Here is a 16324-nt window from a genome sequence, read left to right as displayed (position 1 = left end):
ATACAATGAAGACTAATTTTTTGAAACCTGTTGTGGCTTTTGCAGTGATTGCCGTAGCTGTAACAGCTTGTAAAGAAAAAACTGATGTGGCCGTAGCAGATAACGAACCACACGGAATCATTCTTGCAAACATGGATACCACAGTAAGCCCAAAAGCAGATTTTTACAATTACGTGAACGGTAACTGGATGAAAAACAACGAAATACCAGACGATGAAACTAGTTGGGCCGGGTTCACTATTCTGCGCAAAAAAACCAGCAAAGACATGCTGAATATTTTAACAAAAGCAAAAGAAAGCGGAAAATACGCTCCAGAAACTGACCAAGCAAAAGCTTTAATGATTTATGAGTCTAAGCTAGACTCAGTTGCTAGAGACAAGGCTGGTATTACTCCAATAATGCCAACGCTTGATAAAATTGCTGCCATGGACAGCATGGAAGATTTTCAAAAATTGATGAGTGAGGATGCTGTTGCGGTTTCACAACCATTTTTGGGTCTTGCAGCTTTTTCAAACCCAAGCAATAGCGCGATGAACGCAGCGTATATCACTCCAGGTAGTTTAGGGCTTCCGGACCGCGATTTTTATACTAATACAGATCCTGCCTCGGTAAAAATCCGTCAGCAATATGTAGATCATATTACAAGAATGCTTCAGTTTTTGGGCGATACAGAAGAATCTGCCCGTAAGCAGGCAGAAACCATTCTTGCTTTCGAAACAAAACTTGCCACCCCAAGATTAGACAAAGTGGCGAGCCGCGATTTCAGAAATTTCAACAACCCAAGAAGCATTGCTGAATTGCAGAAAATGCTTCCACAACTTAAGTGGGAAGAGGCTTTCAAAGGAATGGGCGTTACCAAAAAAATGGATACCGTTATCGTAATGCAGCCAAAATATATGGAAACATTAAACCAAATGTTTGCAAAGCCAGATTTTGATACTTGGAAAACCGTAATGCGCTGGTCTACTTTAAATAGTGCCACAGGAATGCTAACTACCGAAATTGACCAAGCGAATTTTGATTTTTACTCTACAACCTTAAACGGAACCAAAAAACAAAAACCAGCAGATGAGCGTGCCCTTGCCACCGTTAACGGAAGCGTGGGCGAAGCTTTGGGTAAATTATATGTAGATGAAATGTTTCCGCCGGAAGCAAAAGAAAAAGCGGAAGCAATGATTACTAACGTAATTGCAGCCTACAAAGACAGAATCAACGCTTTGGACTGGATGAGTGACAGCACGAAAGTGAAAGCTATCGAAAAACTTGACAAGTTCACAGTAAAGGTTGGATACCCAGATAAGTGGAAAGATTATTCCGCTATGGAAGTGAAAACTGGAAATACATATTATGACAATATGGTAGCCGTACAAACTTGGAACCTGAAAGATAATCTTGAAAAAATAGATGAGCCTGTGGACCGCACTGAATGGGGTATGAGCCCACAAACCGTGAATGCTTACTTTAACCCGTTCAACAACGAAATAGTTTTCCCGGCTGCAATCCTTCAACCACCTTTCTACGATTACAAAGCAGATGAAGCAGTAAACTACGGTGGAATTGGCGCAGTAATAGGTCACGAAATTTCACACGCTTTTGACGACAGTGGTTCGCGTTTTGACTCCAACGGAAACTTAGTTAATTGGTGGACAGATAAAGACCTTGAAAACTTCACCGAACGTGGTAATAAGCTTGCCGAGCAATACAGCAATATAGAAGTTTTAGACAGTGTTTTTATTAATGGAAAGTTCACTTTAGGTGAAAACATTGGCGATCTTGGTGGTGTGCTTGGTGCTTACGATGGTTTGCAGCGTTTTTATAAAGAAAACGGACGTCCAGATAACATTGACGGTTTCACTCCAGAGCAACGTTTCTTTATGAGTTGGGCAACCGTTTGGCGTACCAAAGCTCGTGATGAAGCTGTTCGCAACCAAGTGAAAACAGACCCACACTCCCCAGGAATGGTACGTGCTACACAACCTTTGGTAAATGTTGATGCTTTTTACGAAGCGTTTGATATTAAGGAAGGTGACCCAATGTACGTTGCCCCAGAAAATAGGGTTCGTATTTGGTAGTTTGTCAATTGTCACATTGAGCGCAGTCGAAATGCCTTGAATTTCAAATCATGTGGCTTCGACTGCGCTCAGCCTGACATATATTTTTATAAAAAAAGGAGCTGTAAAAGGCTCCTTTTTTGTTTTTAAAAAGATTGAAATCTGTTAGCTTTGTAACGCCCAATAAATCTATAAAATGAGAATATCTAAATATCTACTTATCATTATAATCTTTATAATGACTTCCTGCCACAAAGACGATGATTCCGTTGCACCAATAGACCAACTGCCACCAGCCACTCAAACCGGAGCAGGTACTTTTGGTTGTTTGGTTAATGGAGAGGCTTTTATTGATAATAGTGGCTCTTTTAACTGCTTTTATCAATTGGTGAGTGGAGAATATTATTTTGGACTAAGTGGGGCCAAGGAAGACTATTTTATTCGGCAAATTTTCCTCGCATCAAATAATAAATCAATTGAAGAAGGAAACACTTATTTATTGATGGCAAACATTGAGGGTTCGGTTTATGCCGAATGTTCTTTTCAGGGTGTGGGAGTTAGTGCTGATACTGGGGAAACAATGATTGGAGAGTTACATATAACTACATTTAATTTTGAAACTTATATTGTATCTGGAACTTTTTGGTTTGATTTAAAAGATCCTATCTCAGGAGAAACAGTAAAAATAAGAGAAGGCCGTTTTGACAGCCACTTTACACAATAATGATTTTAACCCAAATCTTTAACTATTTTATTTAACCTACAATGAAAAAAATTACCTTATTGCTCTTTATGGGCATTTCTTCCTTATGCTTTTCACAACAGGAAGTTAACCCAGCAGAAATCTAGAGTTCAAAAATGAAACCCATGTTTAACATTCACAAAACATAACTTAAAATATTTAGTCCGTGTTTTGCAAATAACATTTTACACTATGAAAAACCTACATCTCTTGGTATTTACAACCCTTATCCTTTTAAGCTCCTGTCACAAAGACGACGACGCCGTTGCACCAATAGATCAACTGCCACCAGCCACCCAAACGGGGGCGGGTACTTTTGGCTGCTTGGTAAATGGTGAACCCTTTATAGACAACAGTGGCTCCTTTAATTGTTTTTATCAATTGGTAGGGGGAGAATATTATTTTCATATATCAGGCACTAACTTTAATATGATTCCGGGAGGAATTGATATTGGAACTATTAAAAAACCGATTGAAGAAGGGCAAATTTATCCACTACTTGAAGAAATAGACGGCAATGCAAGCGCCGCGCTTTTTTTTCAAGATATTTTAGAGACATCAACAACAAATTCAGATTATACAGGAGAATTTTCAATTACAAAATTAGATTTTATAAATAATATAGTTTCAGGCACATTTACATTTGATATAAAACATCCTACAACTGGAGAAACAGTAAAAATAAGAGAAGGCCGTTTCGATAGCCACTTTACACAATAATAATTTTAACCCAAATCTTTAACCCTTGCTATCTTATGTCGAGAGAATTAAATTAAGAATATAAAAGGAGCTTTAAAAGGTTCCTTTTTTTATATGGAAACTTTAAAAGAATAGTTCAAAATAGATTTTAAATTCTCAGAATCTACTCGCTTATAAACCTCATCCGTAGAATTTTCAGCAAAAGTTGGTGGCTCCAAACCAAGCTCTTTTGTTTTTTGAATATAATAGTCTGATTTTTTGGGATGGTCTGGGTTTACAGCATTAAAAACATTACCGAAAGCGTCCTGTTTTAAAATTTCGACTAAAATATTGATACAATCATCGCGGTGAATCAGATTCACTGAGGCGTTGCCATCTGCCAAATCTTTTCGTCCCGCCAAGTATTTTGCGGGATTTCTGCTTCCGCCTATCAATCCTCCAAAACGCACAATTGTAGTCTGCAATCCTTCTGAATTTATAAATAGTTCTTCCACTTGCCGCAGTTGTTTTCCGGCAATGGTTTGTGGTTTTGGTTCATCCTTTTCAGTAACGTTTCCTTGTGAATCATCATAAACAGAAGTGCTGCTCACCAAAATTATTTTAGAAACGGAAGATTCGTTTATTGCTGCAAGCAAGTGCGCCATTTTTAAAACATAATCTGCACCCGTATTTTTCCGAAGTCCGGGCGGGATCATTATCATTAAATAATCGGTATTGTTTAAAAGTGCTTTTATTTCACCCTCAATTCCATTTTCCGAAATTTCTACAGGATAAGCATCAAAACCGTTTTGTTGTAATAAAGCAGCTTTTGCAACAGTAGTTACTGAACCTTTTACGGTGTAACCCAACGTTGCCAAGCGATATGCCAAAGGTTGTCCGAGCCATCCCAGGCCCACAATAGAAATTGTTTTAGTCATTGGGAAAAGAAATTTTGGGGTTCATTGTAATTGTGTCTGCAACTTTTATACTCAACGAATCTATTGAAAAAGTTCGTTTCACCGCAACAGCATCCGTAATTACAAATGGTTTCGGCATTGTGTAATTGGGGCGTTTCGCAATTTCAAATTCAGGATTAGACATTAAATCAAAAGAATATTCCATCACTTTAAAAGAAACTGGTAAATTGTTTTCAACGGAAAATTTCACTTTAAGTGAATCATTTTCGGAAACGTAATAATTAATGAGCGCACTGTTTTTAGTGCCTCTATAATCTTTATGTCCTGAAACTGCTGCCTTTTTTCCGTTGAATTCCAAAGTTTTAAAGGAGGTATTCTCAACGCTGTATAAATCTATTTTATTCACTTTACGCTTTGGAACGATTGTAAACCGAACATTCCGAAGATTTTCAACCAGCGTATCTTCTTCTAAAATAACTTCGAAATCTGCAATGTTTTTTTCCGGAGCTTCAGCGGCAAAACTGAAATTTCTTCCGTATTTATTATACGCAGCATCACCTAAAATTTTGGAAGCATCTTCGGGTTTTTCGCCTAAATATTGCTGGGTCCATTCATCAATTTCTTTATCGTATGTTAGCCAATAGGTTTTGTTTTCATTGGCATCTTTATAATAAACGAGACTGTTTGGTTTTTTTCGTTCTTCGGAAAAATCACTTTTTGAATGTGCTTTTATAAAGAAGAAAATGGCAAGCAGTAAACATAAACCTGAAAGCAAACCTTTCATTTTATAATATCCGAAAACTGGCCATAATAATGTAAAAAGCAAAACGGTAAAAACACAACTAATAACTAGCATTTTTAAACCCAAACCAACTGGAAAAAACTGAATGAGCGGCGCAAAAATAAAGATTGCCGGAACTGCCAAAAGCGCCGTTGCCAAAAGATTGGGACGTTGCTGCCGAAGCATCACAAAAAATGAAATCAATCCAAAAAATACGGGGATTATAAAGAAAGCAGCACCTTTCAGGATTATAAAAACTGCAACGTTTATTAAGAACCAAAAAAGTAACGGAGCTACGTAAAAGGAAGCCTCGTTAAATTTTTGAGTGAATTTTTTATAAATAGCAAATGTAATTGCCAACGAAAGAAAGACAAAAAATGCAATATACCAATGCCCATTATAGGTAAAACCTTGTTGTATTTCGGAGTATTGCGGGTAGAGTACCAAAATCAATTTCCAACCAAAGAAACCAATAAGGCCACAAACAAAGAGAGAAAGTAAAAACGGAACAAAGCCCAACGCCATTGTTTTTCCGTTTAGTTTTCTTTTGTGAAGTCCGTAAAAAATGAGGAACAAAAACAGTAGTGTTGCCAAAATAAGCATTGGCAAAATCCACGAAAATGGATAGCTTATCATTTTTACCAAAGGAAAATTTACGTAAACATCGTCCGTTTCCGACTTCATCTTTGAGAGATCGGCATGGGCAAAATAATGAATTAGCGGAAGCAAATAACTTCCTTGGTGCGCCAGCGAATTGTTGCTTAAATTATAAAACGTGTCATTGGCAGTGTGATAATTAAAGTGACTGTCAATAAAGGCGAAGAAGAAACTGGGTATATCTCCATCTTCCCTAAAAACGGTGGAATCGGTATCGTTGGGCAACATTTTATAAACGCTATACATTAAGGAGGAAGCAACTGGAAAATCTGGATTGGCTTGTATAAATTCCTTTACCAAGTTTGAATTCCCGCCATTAGTTTCCAAAATCATATTGCTGGGGCCGCTGCTTCCGCGAGCTTCAAAGTTGAGCACCAAACCTACATCTTTTGCCCATGGATGTTCGTTCACAAAAAGTTTTGCCCCGTCAAGCCCTATTTCCTCAGCATCAGAAAAAAGAATTATTATATCGTTTTTGGGTGTTTCTCTTGAAGCCAAATAGGCGCGAACGCTTTCCAAAATAGTAACCAAGCCGCTTCCGGCATCACTCGCGCCGAAAGATGGAACAAGCGCGCTATCGTAATGTGAAAGCAATAAAAGTGCTTTTCCGTCTTCAGATCCTTTTATTCGGCCAACAATATTAATGGGTTTGTTTAGCGTTTTAGATTCGGGGTTTAGGCTAAACCCTTCTTGGATATGTGGATCGAGACCCAATTTACCCAATTCAGAAATTAAAATTTTACGAACTTCTCCGTGTCCTTCGGAACCTAAATAATGGGGTTTTTTTGAAATTTCGCTTAAAGGCTGCAATGCTCTATCAACTGAAAATTCGGTGGCTGGTGCGGTTTCATCTCCGTCATAATGTGGCGTCAAACCATAAAAACTGTAATATACTAATGCAATAATAAGTGGTAGCGAAAGAATGGCGCCAATTTTTTTCATGGTGGGAAGTTTAGGTTGATAAAAATACAATTTTAATCGGAAGGGTTTTTTCGTTTGAAACATAGGGTTTCTTTGATATCATAAAATTGAGTATATTAGAAGTTCGCAAAAATTTGATATTATGGGAATTAAAAGTTTTATTGGCAGAAGGGCAAAGCCCCAAAAAGGTTCTTCGGAAAAAATTAAGGTTTCTGATTATATGACGCGCAACCTCATCACCTTCAAACCTGACCAATCTGTGCTTGAAGTAATCGAGATTCTTCTGAAAAAAAGAATTTCCGGTGGCCCCGTTATTAATGACAAAAATGAATTGGTCGGCATCATTTCCGAAGGCGACTGTATGAAACAGCTCAGCGATTGCCGCTACCACAACCACCCAATGGAAGACGTGAAAGTGGAACTACATATGATTAAAAATGTTGATACCATTGATGGTGAAATGAACGTGCTGGATGCTGCCAGTAAATTTTTGGAATCAAAACACCGCCGTTTTCCGATTATAGAAAATGGAAAACTAGTTGGCCAGATAAGCCAACGCGATGTGCTTCGGGCCGCAATGGAACTGAAAGGACAATCTTGGTAATTATTCTTTGTCCCTAAAAATAATTTCTATCCTTTTATCGGGAATCAACCATATTAAAGCTACCATAATATATAGCACTCCGGCAATCCACGGATTATAAAACGATGCAATAATATAAATAATTGGAGATGCTTTACCTTTTAAATCATTTCCCAATGCCTTCGCCAATAGAGAATCTTTTCCCTGCACCGCCAAAATTCTATTCTGAAGAATAAAAAAGGCACTTGCGGCCATCAATAGCACAGCTCCGTAAAGAGCCATTGGCAATTCGGAAAAATGATTTTCACCAATCCAGCCCGTAACAAAAGGGATTAAGGAAAGCCAAAACAACAAATGAAGATTGGCCCATAGAATTCCACCATTAATTTTTTGTACGGCATGCATCATATGGTGGTGGTTGTTCCAGTAAATACCTACATAAATAAAACTAAGTATATAACTCAAGAATACAGGCAACACGGATTTTAGTGCGGCTAAATCTGTGCCTTCCGGCACCTTTAGTTCTAAGACCATTATAGTGATTATTATGGCGAGAACACCATCGCTGAATGCTTCAAGTCTGTTGCTGTTCATACTGATAACTTAGCTCTCTTACATTATTGAATTCATACTTCCAGCCACTATAACCTACCATTTTTGCGTTATTTAACTCTTTTTGGTAAACCGTTGGTAAACATTTAACCTTAATATTAAAACCAAAGGTGTGATTACTACGTAAATTTAAAACATTAACACAAAACAAACATGATTATGAAAAACAAAATTGAAAAAGAGTTCCCAACAACCCAAAATGATCGCAGGAGATTTTTGAAGCTTAGCGGAGCAGCCTTAGTAGGTACCGGCTTATTTTTTATGACTGGGTGTAGCGACGATGATGAAGTTATGACGCTCGAAACCCCACCAGATCAATTTGATTTAGGAGGTGGAAATCTAGGAATCTTAAATTATGCATATGCTTTAGAACAATTAGAGGCAGCATTTTATACAAAGGTTATCCAAGGTAGCTATTATGCTGGTGCACCTTCCAGAGAAAAAACCTTATTTAAGGATCTTTATAATCACGAAGTAATCCATAGAGATTTCTTCAAAACTGCCATCAGTGCAGCTGTGGACCAAAGTATGGTTCTTCCAGATTTGGAATTTGATTTCTCTTCAGTTGATTTTAGCAGTAGAGATGCCGTTCTTGGAATCTCACAAGTCTTGGAAGATACTGGTGTTAGAGCCTATAATGGCGCAGGACAGTTAATTGATGTTAGTAATGCTGCAGGTCAGACATACTTATTATTAGCAGGAAAAATAGTCTCTGTGGAAGCAAGACATGCGTCCGCAATTAGAGATTTAATAAATCCAGGTTCAATGGATTTTGCCGGTGATGACATTTTAATAGGTCTAGGCGGAACCGCTCCTGCTTTTGATCAAGCAGCAGCTCCAAAGACAGTGTTAAATGAGGTTATAGCAACCGGATTCTTGAAAACTGAATTCACAGCATTTAACTTACCGAATTTCTAAAATTAACTATCAATCTTAAAAACATAATATTATGAATTTTATAAAAATATTAGATATTCTTTCAGACGATAAGCTTTTAAAAGAGAAGAGCTCTAGAAGGGATTCATTTCAACAATTTAAAAATGTAGGGAAAAATGTTGCCTTGGCATCAATACCTTTTGCTTTGGCCGCAACGAGCTCCAAAACTAAAGCTGCTACTCTTGCTATGGGTTTTGGAAACAAAATGGCTTCCAACGAGGATGTACTAAAATTTGCACTAACCTTAGAATATTTGGAACGCGAATTTTACCAATTGGGCTTAGATAGTGGGGTTATTCCATCAGAGGATGAAACCGTATTTTCCACTATTTCCAGACATGAGGATGCACACGTAGATTTTCTACTTGCGGCACTGGGTTTACAAGATGGTGATCTAAAACCAGAGTTCGATTTCACTGGAGCACCTGGTGGATTAAACCTTGACCCCTTTAATGATTACCCAACCTTTATGGCGCTTGCACAAGGGTTTGAAGACACGGGAGTTCGTGCTTATAAAGGGCAGGCTGGAGCATTGGCCAATGACGATACCTTATTGACCTACGCTTTGCAGATTCACTCCGTTGAAGCGCGCCATGCTTCACAAGTTAGAAGAATGCGCGGTGAAAAAGGATGGATTACTAGATCTCAAAATACCTTACCATCAGCGTTTGCTCCCATTTATGGAGGTGAAATTCCGGAGAGCAATCTCGTTCAGGGTGGTGTAAACTTAAGTGGATTATTCGGTTCCGTAGGTGGCGACGATGCCGTTACTGAGGCTTTCGATGAACCTTTGACTATGAACGAAGTTCTTGCTATTGGCGGTATCTTTATCGTTTCCTAATCAAAATAAATACACATTTGAAGAATAAATCCTGGACATTCCAGGATTTTTTTTGATGTTTTTCGAAATTCTGAAAAGAGCTCCGAATACTATAAACATTGGATTTTCTTAAAATAAGATATGTTTTCAAACGCTTACAAACAACTATAAACGAAAGTAAATACGTAACAACCAACTAAAATTTAGAAGCCAATGTAAGTTTGTCCTGTCGAATAAAAATAACTTCGATAGTATCAATTGTTTAACATTAAAATTTAGAAATCATGAACGCACTTAGAAACAAAGTACAGTTGATTGGAAGATTGGGCCAAGACCCAGAAATCGTAACTTTTGCCGATGGCAATAAAATGGCCAAATTCTCAATGGCCACAGATGACAGTTACAAAGACAAAGAGGGTCAAAAAGTAGAACGCACCTATTGGCACAACGTAGTTGTAAAAGGTGGACTCGTTAAGGTGGTCGAAAATTATGTGACCAAAGGTCAGGAAATCGTTATAGAAGGAAAGCTTACGAATAGGTCGTGGGATGATAAGGAGGGCAATAAACATTATATTACTGAAGTATTTTGCAACGAGCTAGTCATGCTGGGGAGTAAATAAAACGACTGGCCAACCAAGCCTCCCGATTAAATTCGGGAGGCTTTTTAAATTTGAAATCTTTATTTTTACAGCAATGGATACAACTACTCAATTAAACATATTCGATTTGCTCAAAACGTATTTCGGTTACGAGAAATTTCTACCAAATCAGGAAGAAATCATAAATAATGTATTAGATCAAAAAGACACCATCGCAATTATGCCCACAGGCGGCGGGAAATCGTTGTGCTTTCAATTGCCCGCATTGGCTATGGAAGGAACTGCAATTATTGTTTCTCCACTAATCGCTTTAATGAAAGATCAAGTGGATGCTTTAAAAGCAAACGGGATTTCTGCCACTTTCTACAACAGTTCCCAACCTTATGAAGAACAGCAACAGGTTTTAAAAGATCTCCAAAACGAAAATTTAAAGTTGTTATATGTAGCTCCCGAAAGTCTTCCACAATTGAATTTTATTCTGAAGTCAATAAAAATAAGCCTTTTCGCCGTTGATGAAGCACACTGTATTTCCAGTTGGGGGCACGATTTTCGTCCAGCTTATACGCAACTTAAAAGCTTGAAGGAACAATTTCCAAACGTCCCATTGATAGCACTTACAGCTACTGCAGATAAACCTACGCGAGAAGACATTGCAAATCAACTCGCTATTCCAAATGCAGAAACATTTATCGCTTCCTTTGATAGGCCAAATTTATATTTAGACGTTCGTCCTGGACAAAACCGAAACAAACAAATTCTCGATTTTCTGAAAAAACATACAGATGAAAGCGGCATCATTTATTGTTTAAGCAGAAAAAGTACAGAGAAACTGGCGGCTACACTAAAGTCAAAAGGTTATAGAGCAGAAGCCTATCACGCTGGTCTTACTTCAGAAGAAAGAAGCACCATCCAAGATAATTTTGTAAATGACCGAACGCCAATTATTGTTGCAACAATCGCTTTTGGAATGGGTATCGACAAAAGCAATGTGCGTTGGGTGATCCACTACAATATGCCAAAAAACATTGAAGCTTATTATCAGGAAATTGGTCGTAGCGGAAGAGATGGTTTGGCGTCTCATACCATACTTTTCTACAGTTTCGCAGATGTTATTATGCTTCGGAAATTTGCTGAAGGCACAGAAACCGAAACGTATCAATTGGCTAAACTTGAAAGAATGCAGCAATTCGCTGAAGCTTTGAGTTGCCGAAGAAAGGCCCTTTTGGGTTATTTTGGTGAACATATAACTGAAGATTGCGGCAATTGCGACATCTGCAAAACGCCGCCAAAATATTTTGATGGAACGCTAATTGCCCAAAAAGTTTGCTCTGCGGTTGCGCGACTACAAGAACAGGAAGCAATGGGAATGGTTTTGGACGTACTCCGTGGTTCACAAAATGCTCAGGTTTATGATAAAGGTTACCAAAACATAAAAACTTTCGGCGCCGCAAAAGATATTTCGTGGCGCGATTTGCAGCAATATGTTATTCAACTTTTAAATCAGGGGATTTTACAGATCTATTTTCACGAAAACGGGCGGTTATTGCTTACTCCTTTTGCAAAGAAAGTTTTGTATGAGGGTAAAAAAGTTCGTTTGGCAAACATCATTCAAGAAACCGAAAAAGTGAAGACTGAAAGAGCGCCCCGAAAACGCGCTGATCTTTTTGAAAAACTTAAAACGCTTCGAACAAAATTAGCACAGGAAGCTGGAATGCCAGCCTACATTGTTTTTAGCGACGCTGCTTTAGAAGATATGGAATACAAAAAACCTCGAAACCGAGAAGAATTTGCAGAAATTTCTGGAGTTGGGGAAGCCAAACTTGAAAAATATGCTGACGATTTTCTAAAGATAATCAATAGGCATTTAGACGGTTTGGAAAGCGATTTACCAACACACGAACGCAGTTATAAAATGTTTAAAGAAGATAATTTTTCACCTTTGGAAATTGCAAATCAACGCGGACTTTCAGAAGATTCAGTTTATGGACACTTTATAAAAATGCATCAATTAGGAAGTGAATTTGACTTTTCCGAACTCATTACTTCTGAAGAAATTCAGAAAATCAAAACTGCACAAAAATCACTTGAAGATCCGGAAGCTTTAAAACCGTATTTTGAATATTTTGAGGAGAAAGTACCCTATTGGAAGATTAAACTTGGACTGTATTTATAAATTTTAATCTCCGGAATTAATTGCTATTTCCAAATGCTCAAACCGCTGCAAACGTTTCGCTTCGGTCATATCAAAACACGGGCAACGTCTGCATCGTTTCTGCTCTCCTTTTTTGAGATACTTTTCGCAGCATTCTTCTTTTAGTCCTTTTTTTCCCTCGTCTGCCGAAGCTTTAGCGAAGGTGGATTTCTTCTTGCCTTTTTTCTTTTTTGACATGTTAAAAATAAATCTTCGTTGCCAACCTAAAAGTGTTTGCGTGCGCCTCTATAATAGTTTTTATTTCTGGGGAATAGCCACCACCCATACTAACCTCAACAGGAATTTGTAAATCTTTACACAATTGCAGCACAAAACGGTCGCGTTCTTTACAGCCTTCCACGGTACAGTTTAACCTTCCCAATTTATCGGTTTCCAAAATATCCACGCCACTTAAATAAAAGATAAAATCTGACTTCTGTTCTTCAATCAACTTTGGTAAAGTTTCCTTTAATTTCTGAAGATAAATTGCATCGCCACTTCCATCGGGAATGGCAATATCCAAATCACTTTTTTCTTTTTCAAAAGGATAATTTCCTGCACCGTGCATAGAAAATGTAAAAACGCTTTCGTCATTTTCAAAAATTTTGGCGGTGCCGTTACCTTGGTGAACGTCCAAATCCACTATTAATATTTTGTTGACAACGACGTTGTCGTTCCGCACCTGTTGCGGAACCGTTTTATCGACTGTTCCATATTTCATCAAAAGGTATTTCGCCGCAATCGCTTGATCATTCAACAAACAAAATCCTTCCCCGTGATCGGTATAGGCGTGGTGTGTGCCGCCGGCAATGTTCATTGCAATGCCATATTTCAATGCATATTCACAACAATCAATCGTCCCTTGGGAAATAATCCTTCCTCGTTGTACAAGCGCCTCGGAAAGTGGAAACCCAATTTTTCGTGCTGCACTTTTATCTAAAGTAAGATTCAGTAAACTATTAAAATATTCCTTTGTGTGCACCGCGAGAATATTTTCTTCGGAAAGCATTTTTGGTTCAAAAAAGTTTTCGGCTTTGCAGGTTCCTTCGTGCAACAATTGTTGTGGAAGCAACTCATATTTAGACATAGGAAAACGGTGTCCTTTGGGCAGAGGGTGTTTGTAGATGGGGTGGAAAGCAATTTTAAGCATTCAGCGTATGTAATTTGAACTGAATCCTTATGAAGTGGGATCAAAGCCCAATTGTTTCAAAATTCCAAGTTCATCGGTACTTCCCCAACGTTCTATTAATTTACCATCTTCAAAACGACTTATTTGCATGCCTCGGACTTGAAAACTTTTTCCAGTAGGGGCAATTCCCATAAAATTTCCTTTATGTGTGCCAGAAGCAGTATATGCAAAACTTACATTTTCCTCATCCGTAACCATGTGTTTCACATCAACTTTAAAGTCTGGAAAAGCTTTTCGCATCATACTAAAAAAATCAATAAATCCTTGCGCTCCTTTTCCCTGTATTTCAGCAGGATCGTGGTCTTTTACATTTTCTGAAACAACCCCACGGATGTTTTCCAAATTTCCTGAATTTACTGCATCGCCAAATGTTTCCTGTGCCTGAATGTTCCTTTCTTTACTCATAATTATTTTCCTTTCAAGATAAGAAATATTCAGATCAACCACTTTTGTTTTAGATGGTTTGGGAAATGTTTAGCAATTGCTGAAAACTATTTTGAAGAATTTAATTTTTGTGTAATTTCAGCTGAATTCGCTTTCTGGGCACATCAACCTCCAATACTTTTACCACAATTTGTTGGTGCAAATGTACATGCTCGCTTACGTCCTTCACAAAGGAATCAGCAAGATTTGAAACGTGAATCAAGCCACTTTCCTTTATTCCAATATCCACAAAACAACCGAAATTAGTGATGTTATTCACAATTCCAGGCAGCAATTGTCCTTCCTGCAAATCGATGATGGTTTTTATGTTTTGGTTGAAAGTGAAAACCTTAACCTCTTCGCGAATGTCAAGTCCCGGTTTTTCAAGTTCTTTGATAATATCTTTTAAAGTGGGTAGCCCAGTTTTTTCTGAAATGTATTTTTCAAGATTAATTTTCTGCAACAGTGCTTTGTTTCCTATCAATTCTGAAACTTTTACTTTTTCATCCTTCGCCATTTTTGAGACCACCGAATAACTTTCGGGATGTACGGACGAATCATCCAACGGATTTTCGCCATTTTTAATTCGAAGAAATCCCGCCGCCTGTTCAAAAGCTTTTCCACCTAAACGCGGTACTTTTTTAATTTCTTCGCGTGAAGAAAATGCGCCCTTTTCTTCGCGATAGTTTACTACATTTTCAGCCAGTTTTGGACCGATTCCCGATACATAACTTAAAAGTGGGATGCTTGCCGTATTTATGTTTACACCAACTGCATTCACACATAATTCCACCGAAGTGTCCAACGAACTTTTCAATTTTGTTTGATCAACATCGTGCTGATATTGCCCAACACCAATGGATTTTGCATCAATTTTTACAAGTTCCGCTAGCGGATCCTGCAAACGGCGACCGATGGACACAGAACCTCGAACGGTAACATCATAATTCGGAAATTCATCACGTGCAATTTTTGAAGCCGAATAGATAGAAGCGCCAGCCTCGCTCACCACAAAAACCTGCATCGCATTTTTAAAATGGATTCGTTTTATGAATTGCTCCGTTTCCCGCGAAGCAGTTCCATTGCCAATGGCGATTGCATCAATTTTATAAGCATCGGCCAGCGAACTTATCTTTTTCATCGCTCCTTTGGTGTCGTTTTTTGGAGCGTGCGGATAAATGGTTTCGTTGTGCTGCAAACCGCCTTGGGCATCGAGGCAAACTATTTTGCAGCCCGTTCTAAAACCTGGATCAATGGCCAAAACGCGCTTTTCCCCCAAAGGCGAACCAAGCAAAAGTTGTTTTAAGTTTTTGGCAAAAACGTTAATTGCAGTTTCGTCTGCTTTCTCTTTGGCCGCAGACAACGCTTCGTTTGAAAGTGCTGGAAGCAACAGCCGTTTATAGCTATCTTCAATGGCCAGTTTAATTTGTTTTGAAGCAGCATCATTTGATTTTATGACTCGATCTTCAATTTTTGAAATGGCCTTTTCATCATCAATTTCTATTTTCTGGCGAATAAATCCTTCGGAAGTTGCGCGTAGAATTGCCAATAGTCTATGCGAAGGAATTTTATTCAACCCTTCGTTCCAATCAAAATAATCGCGGAATTTTTGGGCTTTTTCGTCATCTTTAAATTTCTTAACTACCTTAGTTGAAATTGTGGCGAAACGTTCCAATTGGTGCCGCAGCATATTCCGAATATCGGTACGTTCGTTAATCCATTCTGCAATAATGTGGCGTGCGCCTTCCAAAGCGTCCTCTTCGGAATTCACTTCGCCTTTTATGTATTTTGAAGCAAGTGAAGAAATTTCTGTGCTACCAAGATTTCGGGATTGACTCATTATAATTTTCGCGAGAAGCTCCAAACCGTTTTCACGCGCTGTATCTGCTTTTGTTTTTCGCTTCTTTTTGTACGGCAAATACAAATCTTCCAAAGTGATTAAATCTGTTGCTTCTTCAATTTTGTTCCGAAGTTCATCACTCAAAACTTCTTGTTCTTCCAAAGATTTTAGTATAGCAGTTTTACGTTTTTCTAACGCTTCAAACTGATCTTTGTATTTTACAATATCACCAATTTGGACCTCATCAAGATTGCCCGTCAACTCCTTTCGGTAGCGTGAAATAAAGGGGATGGTGCAGTCTTCGTTTAAAAGCTTGACCGTATTCTCAACGCTTTTTTTGGGTAGTTGGGTTTGGGAGGTTATGTATTGAAGGAGGTTTTTCAT

Annotated in this window: 15 protein-coding genes; 8 read left to right on the top strand and 7 right to left on the bottom strand. The window is 38.2% G+C overall.

Annotation, left to right across the window (positions count from 1 at the left end; translation table 11 throughout):
• Window positions 1–5 precede the first annotated feature (5 nt).
• The 3 genes from ESV24_RS04090 to ESV24_RS04080 all read left to right on the top strand — a co-directional run bounded on the left by ESV24_RS04090 (window position 6) and on the right by ESV24_RS04080 (window position 3513).
• Window positions 6–2072, top strand: coding sequence for a M13 family metallopeptidase (locus ESV24_RS04090; RefSeq protein ID WP_111815391.1), 2067 nt, complete (start codon window positions 6–8; stop codon window positions 2070–2072).
• Between the two features lie 175 nt (window positions 2073–2247).
• Entirely contained in the window at window positions 2248–2775 is a 528-nt protein-coding gene (locus ESV24_RS04085; protein ID WP_146743142.1) for a Riean_0653 family protein, read from the top strand.
• 210 nt (window positions 2776–2985) lie between these two features.
• On the top strand, window positions 2986–3513 hold the full coding sequence (locus ESV24_RS04080; RefSeq protein WP_111815389.1) for a Riean_0653 family protein: 528 nt from the start codon (window positions 2986–2988) through the stop codon (window positions 3511–3513).
• 89 nt (window positions 3514–3602) lie between these two features.
• Here ESV24_RS04080 and ESV24_RS04075 read toward each other — a convergent pair whose 3' ends face one another.
• The gene (locus ESV24_RS04075; protein ID WP_111815388.1) at window positions 3603–4409 is read right to left on the bottom strand and encodes an SDR family oxidoreductase; all 807 of its coding nucleotides are present in this window, start codon (window positions 4407–4409) and stop codon (window positions 3603–3605) included.
• On the bottom strand, window positions 4402–6768 hold the full coding sequence (locus ESV24_RS04070) for a M28 family peptidase (protein WP_111815387.1): 2367 nt from the start codon (window positions 6766–6768) through the stop codon (window positions 4402–4404). The genes ESV24_RS04075 and ESV24_RS04070 overlap by 8 nt, the downstream gene beginning before the upstream one ends.
• A gap of 121 nt (window positions 6769–6889) precedes the next feature.
• On the opposite strand from ESV24_RS04070, the gene ESV24_RS04065 reads away from it, so the two are divergent.
• The gene (locus tag ESV24_RS04065; RefSeq protein WP_111815386.1) at window positions 6890–7351 is read left to right on the top strand and encodes a CBS domain-containing protein; all 462 of its coding nucleotides are present in this window, start codon (window positions 6890–6892) and stop codon (window positions 7349–7351) included.
• Here the strand turns inward: ESV24_RS04065 and ESV24_RS04060 are convergent, their stop codons facing one another.
• Window positions 7352–7924, bottom strand: coding sequence for a TMEM175 family protein (locus ESV24_RS04060; RefSeq protein ID WP_111815385.1), 573 nt, complete (start codon window positions 7922–7924; stop codon window positions 7352–7354).
• 177 nt (window positions 7925–8101) lie between these two features.
• Here ESV24_RS04060 and ESV24_RS04055 point away from each other — a divergent pair, with 177 nt between their 5' ends.
• The 4 genes from ESV24_RS04055 (at window position 8102) to recQ (ending at window position 12470) form a co-directional block, all read left to right on the top strand.
• Window positions 8102–8860: a ferritin-like domain-containing protein gene (locus tag ESV24_RS04055; RefSeq protein ID WP_111815513.1), complete on the top strand. Its 759-nt coding sequence runs from the start codon at window positions 8102–8104 to the stop codon at window positions 8858–8860.
• 31 nt (window positions 8861–8891) lie between these two features.
• Entirely contained in the window at window positions 8892–9719 is an 828-nt protein-coding gene (locus ESV24_RS04050) for a ferritin-like domain-containing protein (protein WP_111815383.1), read from the top strand.
• A 263-nt stretch (window positions 9720–9982) separates the two neighbouring features.
• Entirely contained in the window at window positions 9983–10318 is a 336-nt protein-coding gene (locus tag ESV24_RS04045; RefSeq protein WP_111815382.1) for a single-stranded DNA-binding protein, read from the top strand.
• Window positions 10319–10391: 73 nt separating this feature from the next.
• A complete protein-coding gene (gene recQ / locus ESV24_RS04040) occupies window positions 10392–12470 on the top strand; it encodes a DNA helicase RecQ (RefSeq protein WP_111815381.1) in 2079 nt (692 codons plus the stop codon).
• 3 nt (window positions 12471–12473) lie between these two features.
• Here recQ and ESV24_RS04035 read toward each other — a convergent pair whose 3' ends face one another.
• The 4 genes from ESV24_RS04035 to ESV24_RS04020 form a co-directional block, all read right to left on the bottom strand.
• Complete coding sequence (locus tag ESV24_RS04035; protein WP_111815380.1) at window positions 12474–12686, bottom strand: hypothetical protein; 213 nt, start codon at window positions 12684–12686, stop codon at window positions 12474–12476.
• Window position 12687: 1 nt separating this feature from the next.
• Window positions 12688–13638, bottom strand: coding sequence for a histone deacetylase family protein (locus ESV24_RS04030; RefSeq protein WP_111815379.1), 951 nt, complete (start codon window positions 13636–13638; stop codon window positions 12688–12690).
• Between the two features lie 27 nt (window positions 13639–13665).
• A complete protein-coding gene (locus ESV24_RS04025) occupies window positions 13666–14082 on the bottom strand; it encodes an ester cyclase (protein WP_111815512.1) in 417 nt (138 codons plus the stop codon).
• Window positions 14083–14182: 100 nt separating this feature from the next.
• Entirely contained in the window at window positions 14183–16324 is a 2142-nt protein-coding gene (locus ESV24_RS04020) for a Tex family protein (protein ID WP_111815378.1), read from the bottom strand.

Origin of the sequence: Aequorivita lipolytica (assembly GCF_007997135.1) — a bacterium.
Classification (GTDB): domain Bacteria; phylum Bacteroidota; class Bacteroidia; order Flavobacteriales; family Flavobacteriaceae; genus Aequorivita; species Aequorivita lipolytica.
The sequence above is the reverse complement of the archived record's forward strand: the minus strand, read 5'-3'. Positions and strand labels throughout refer to the sequence as shown.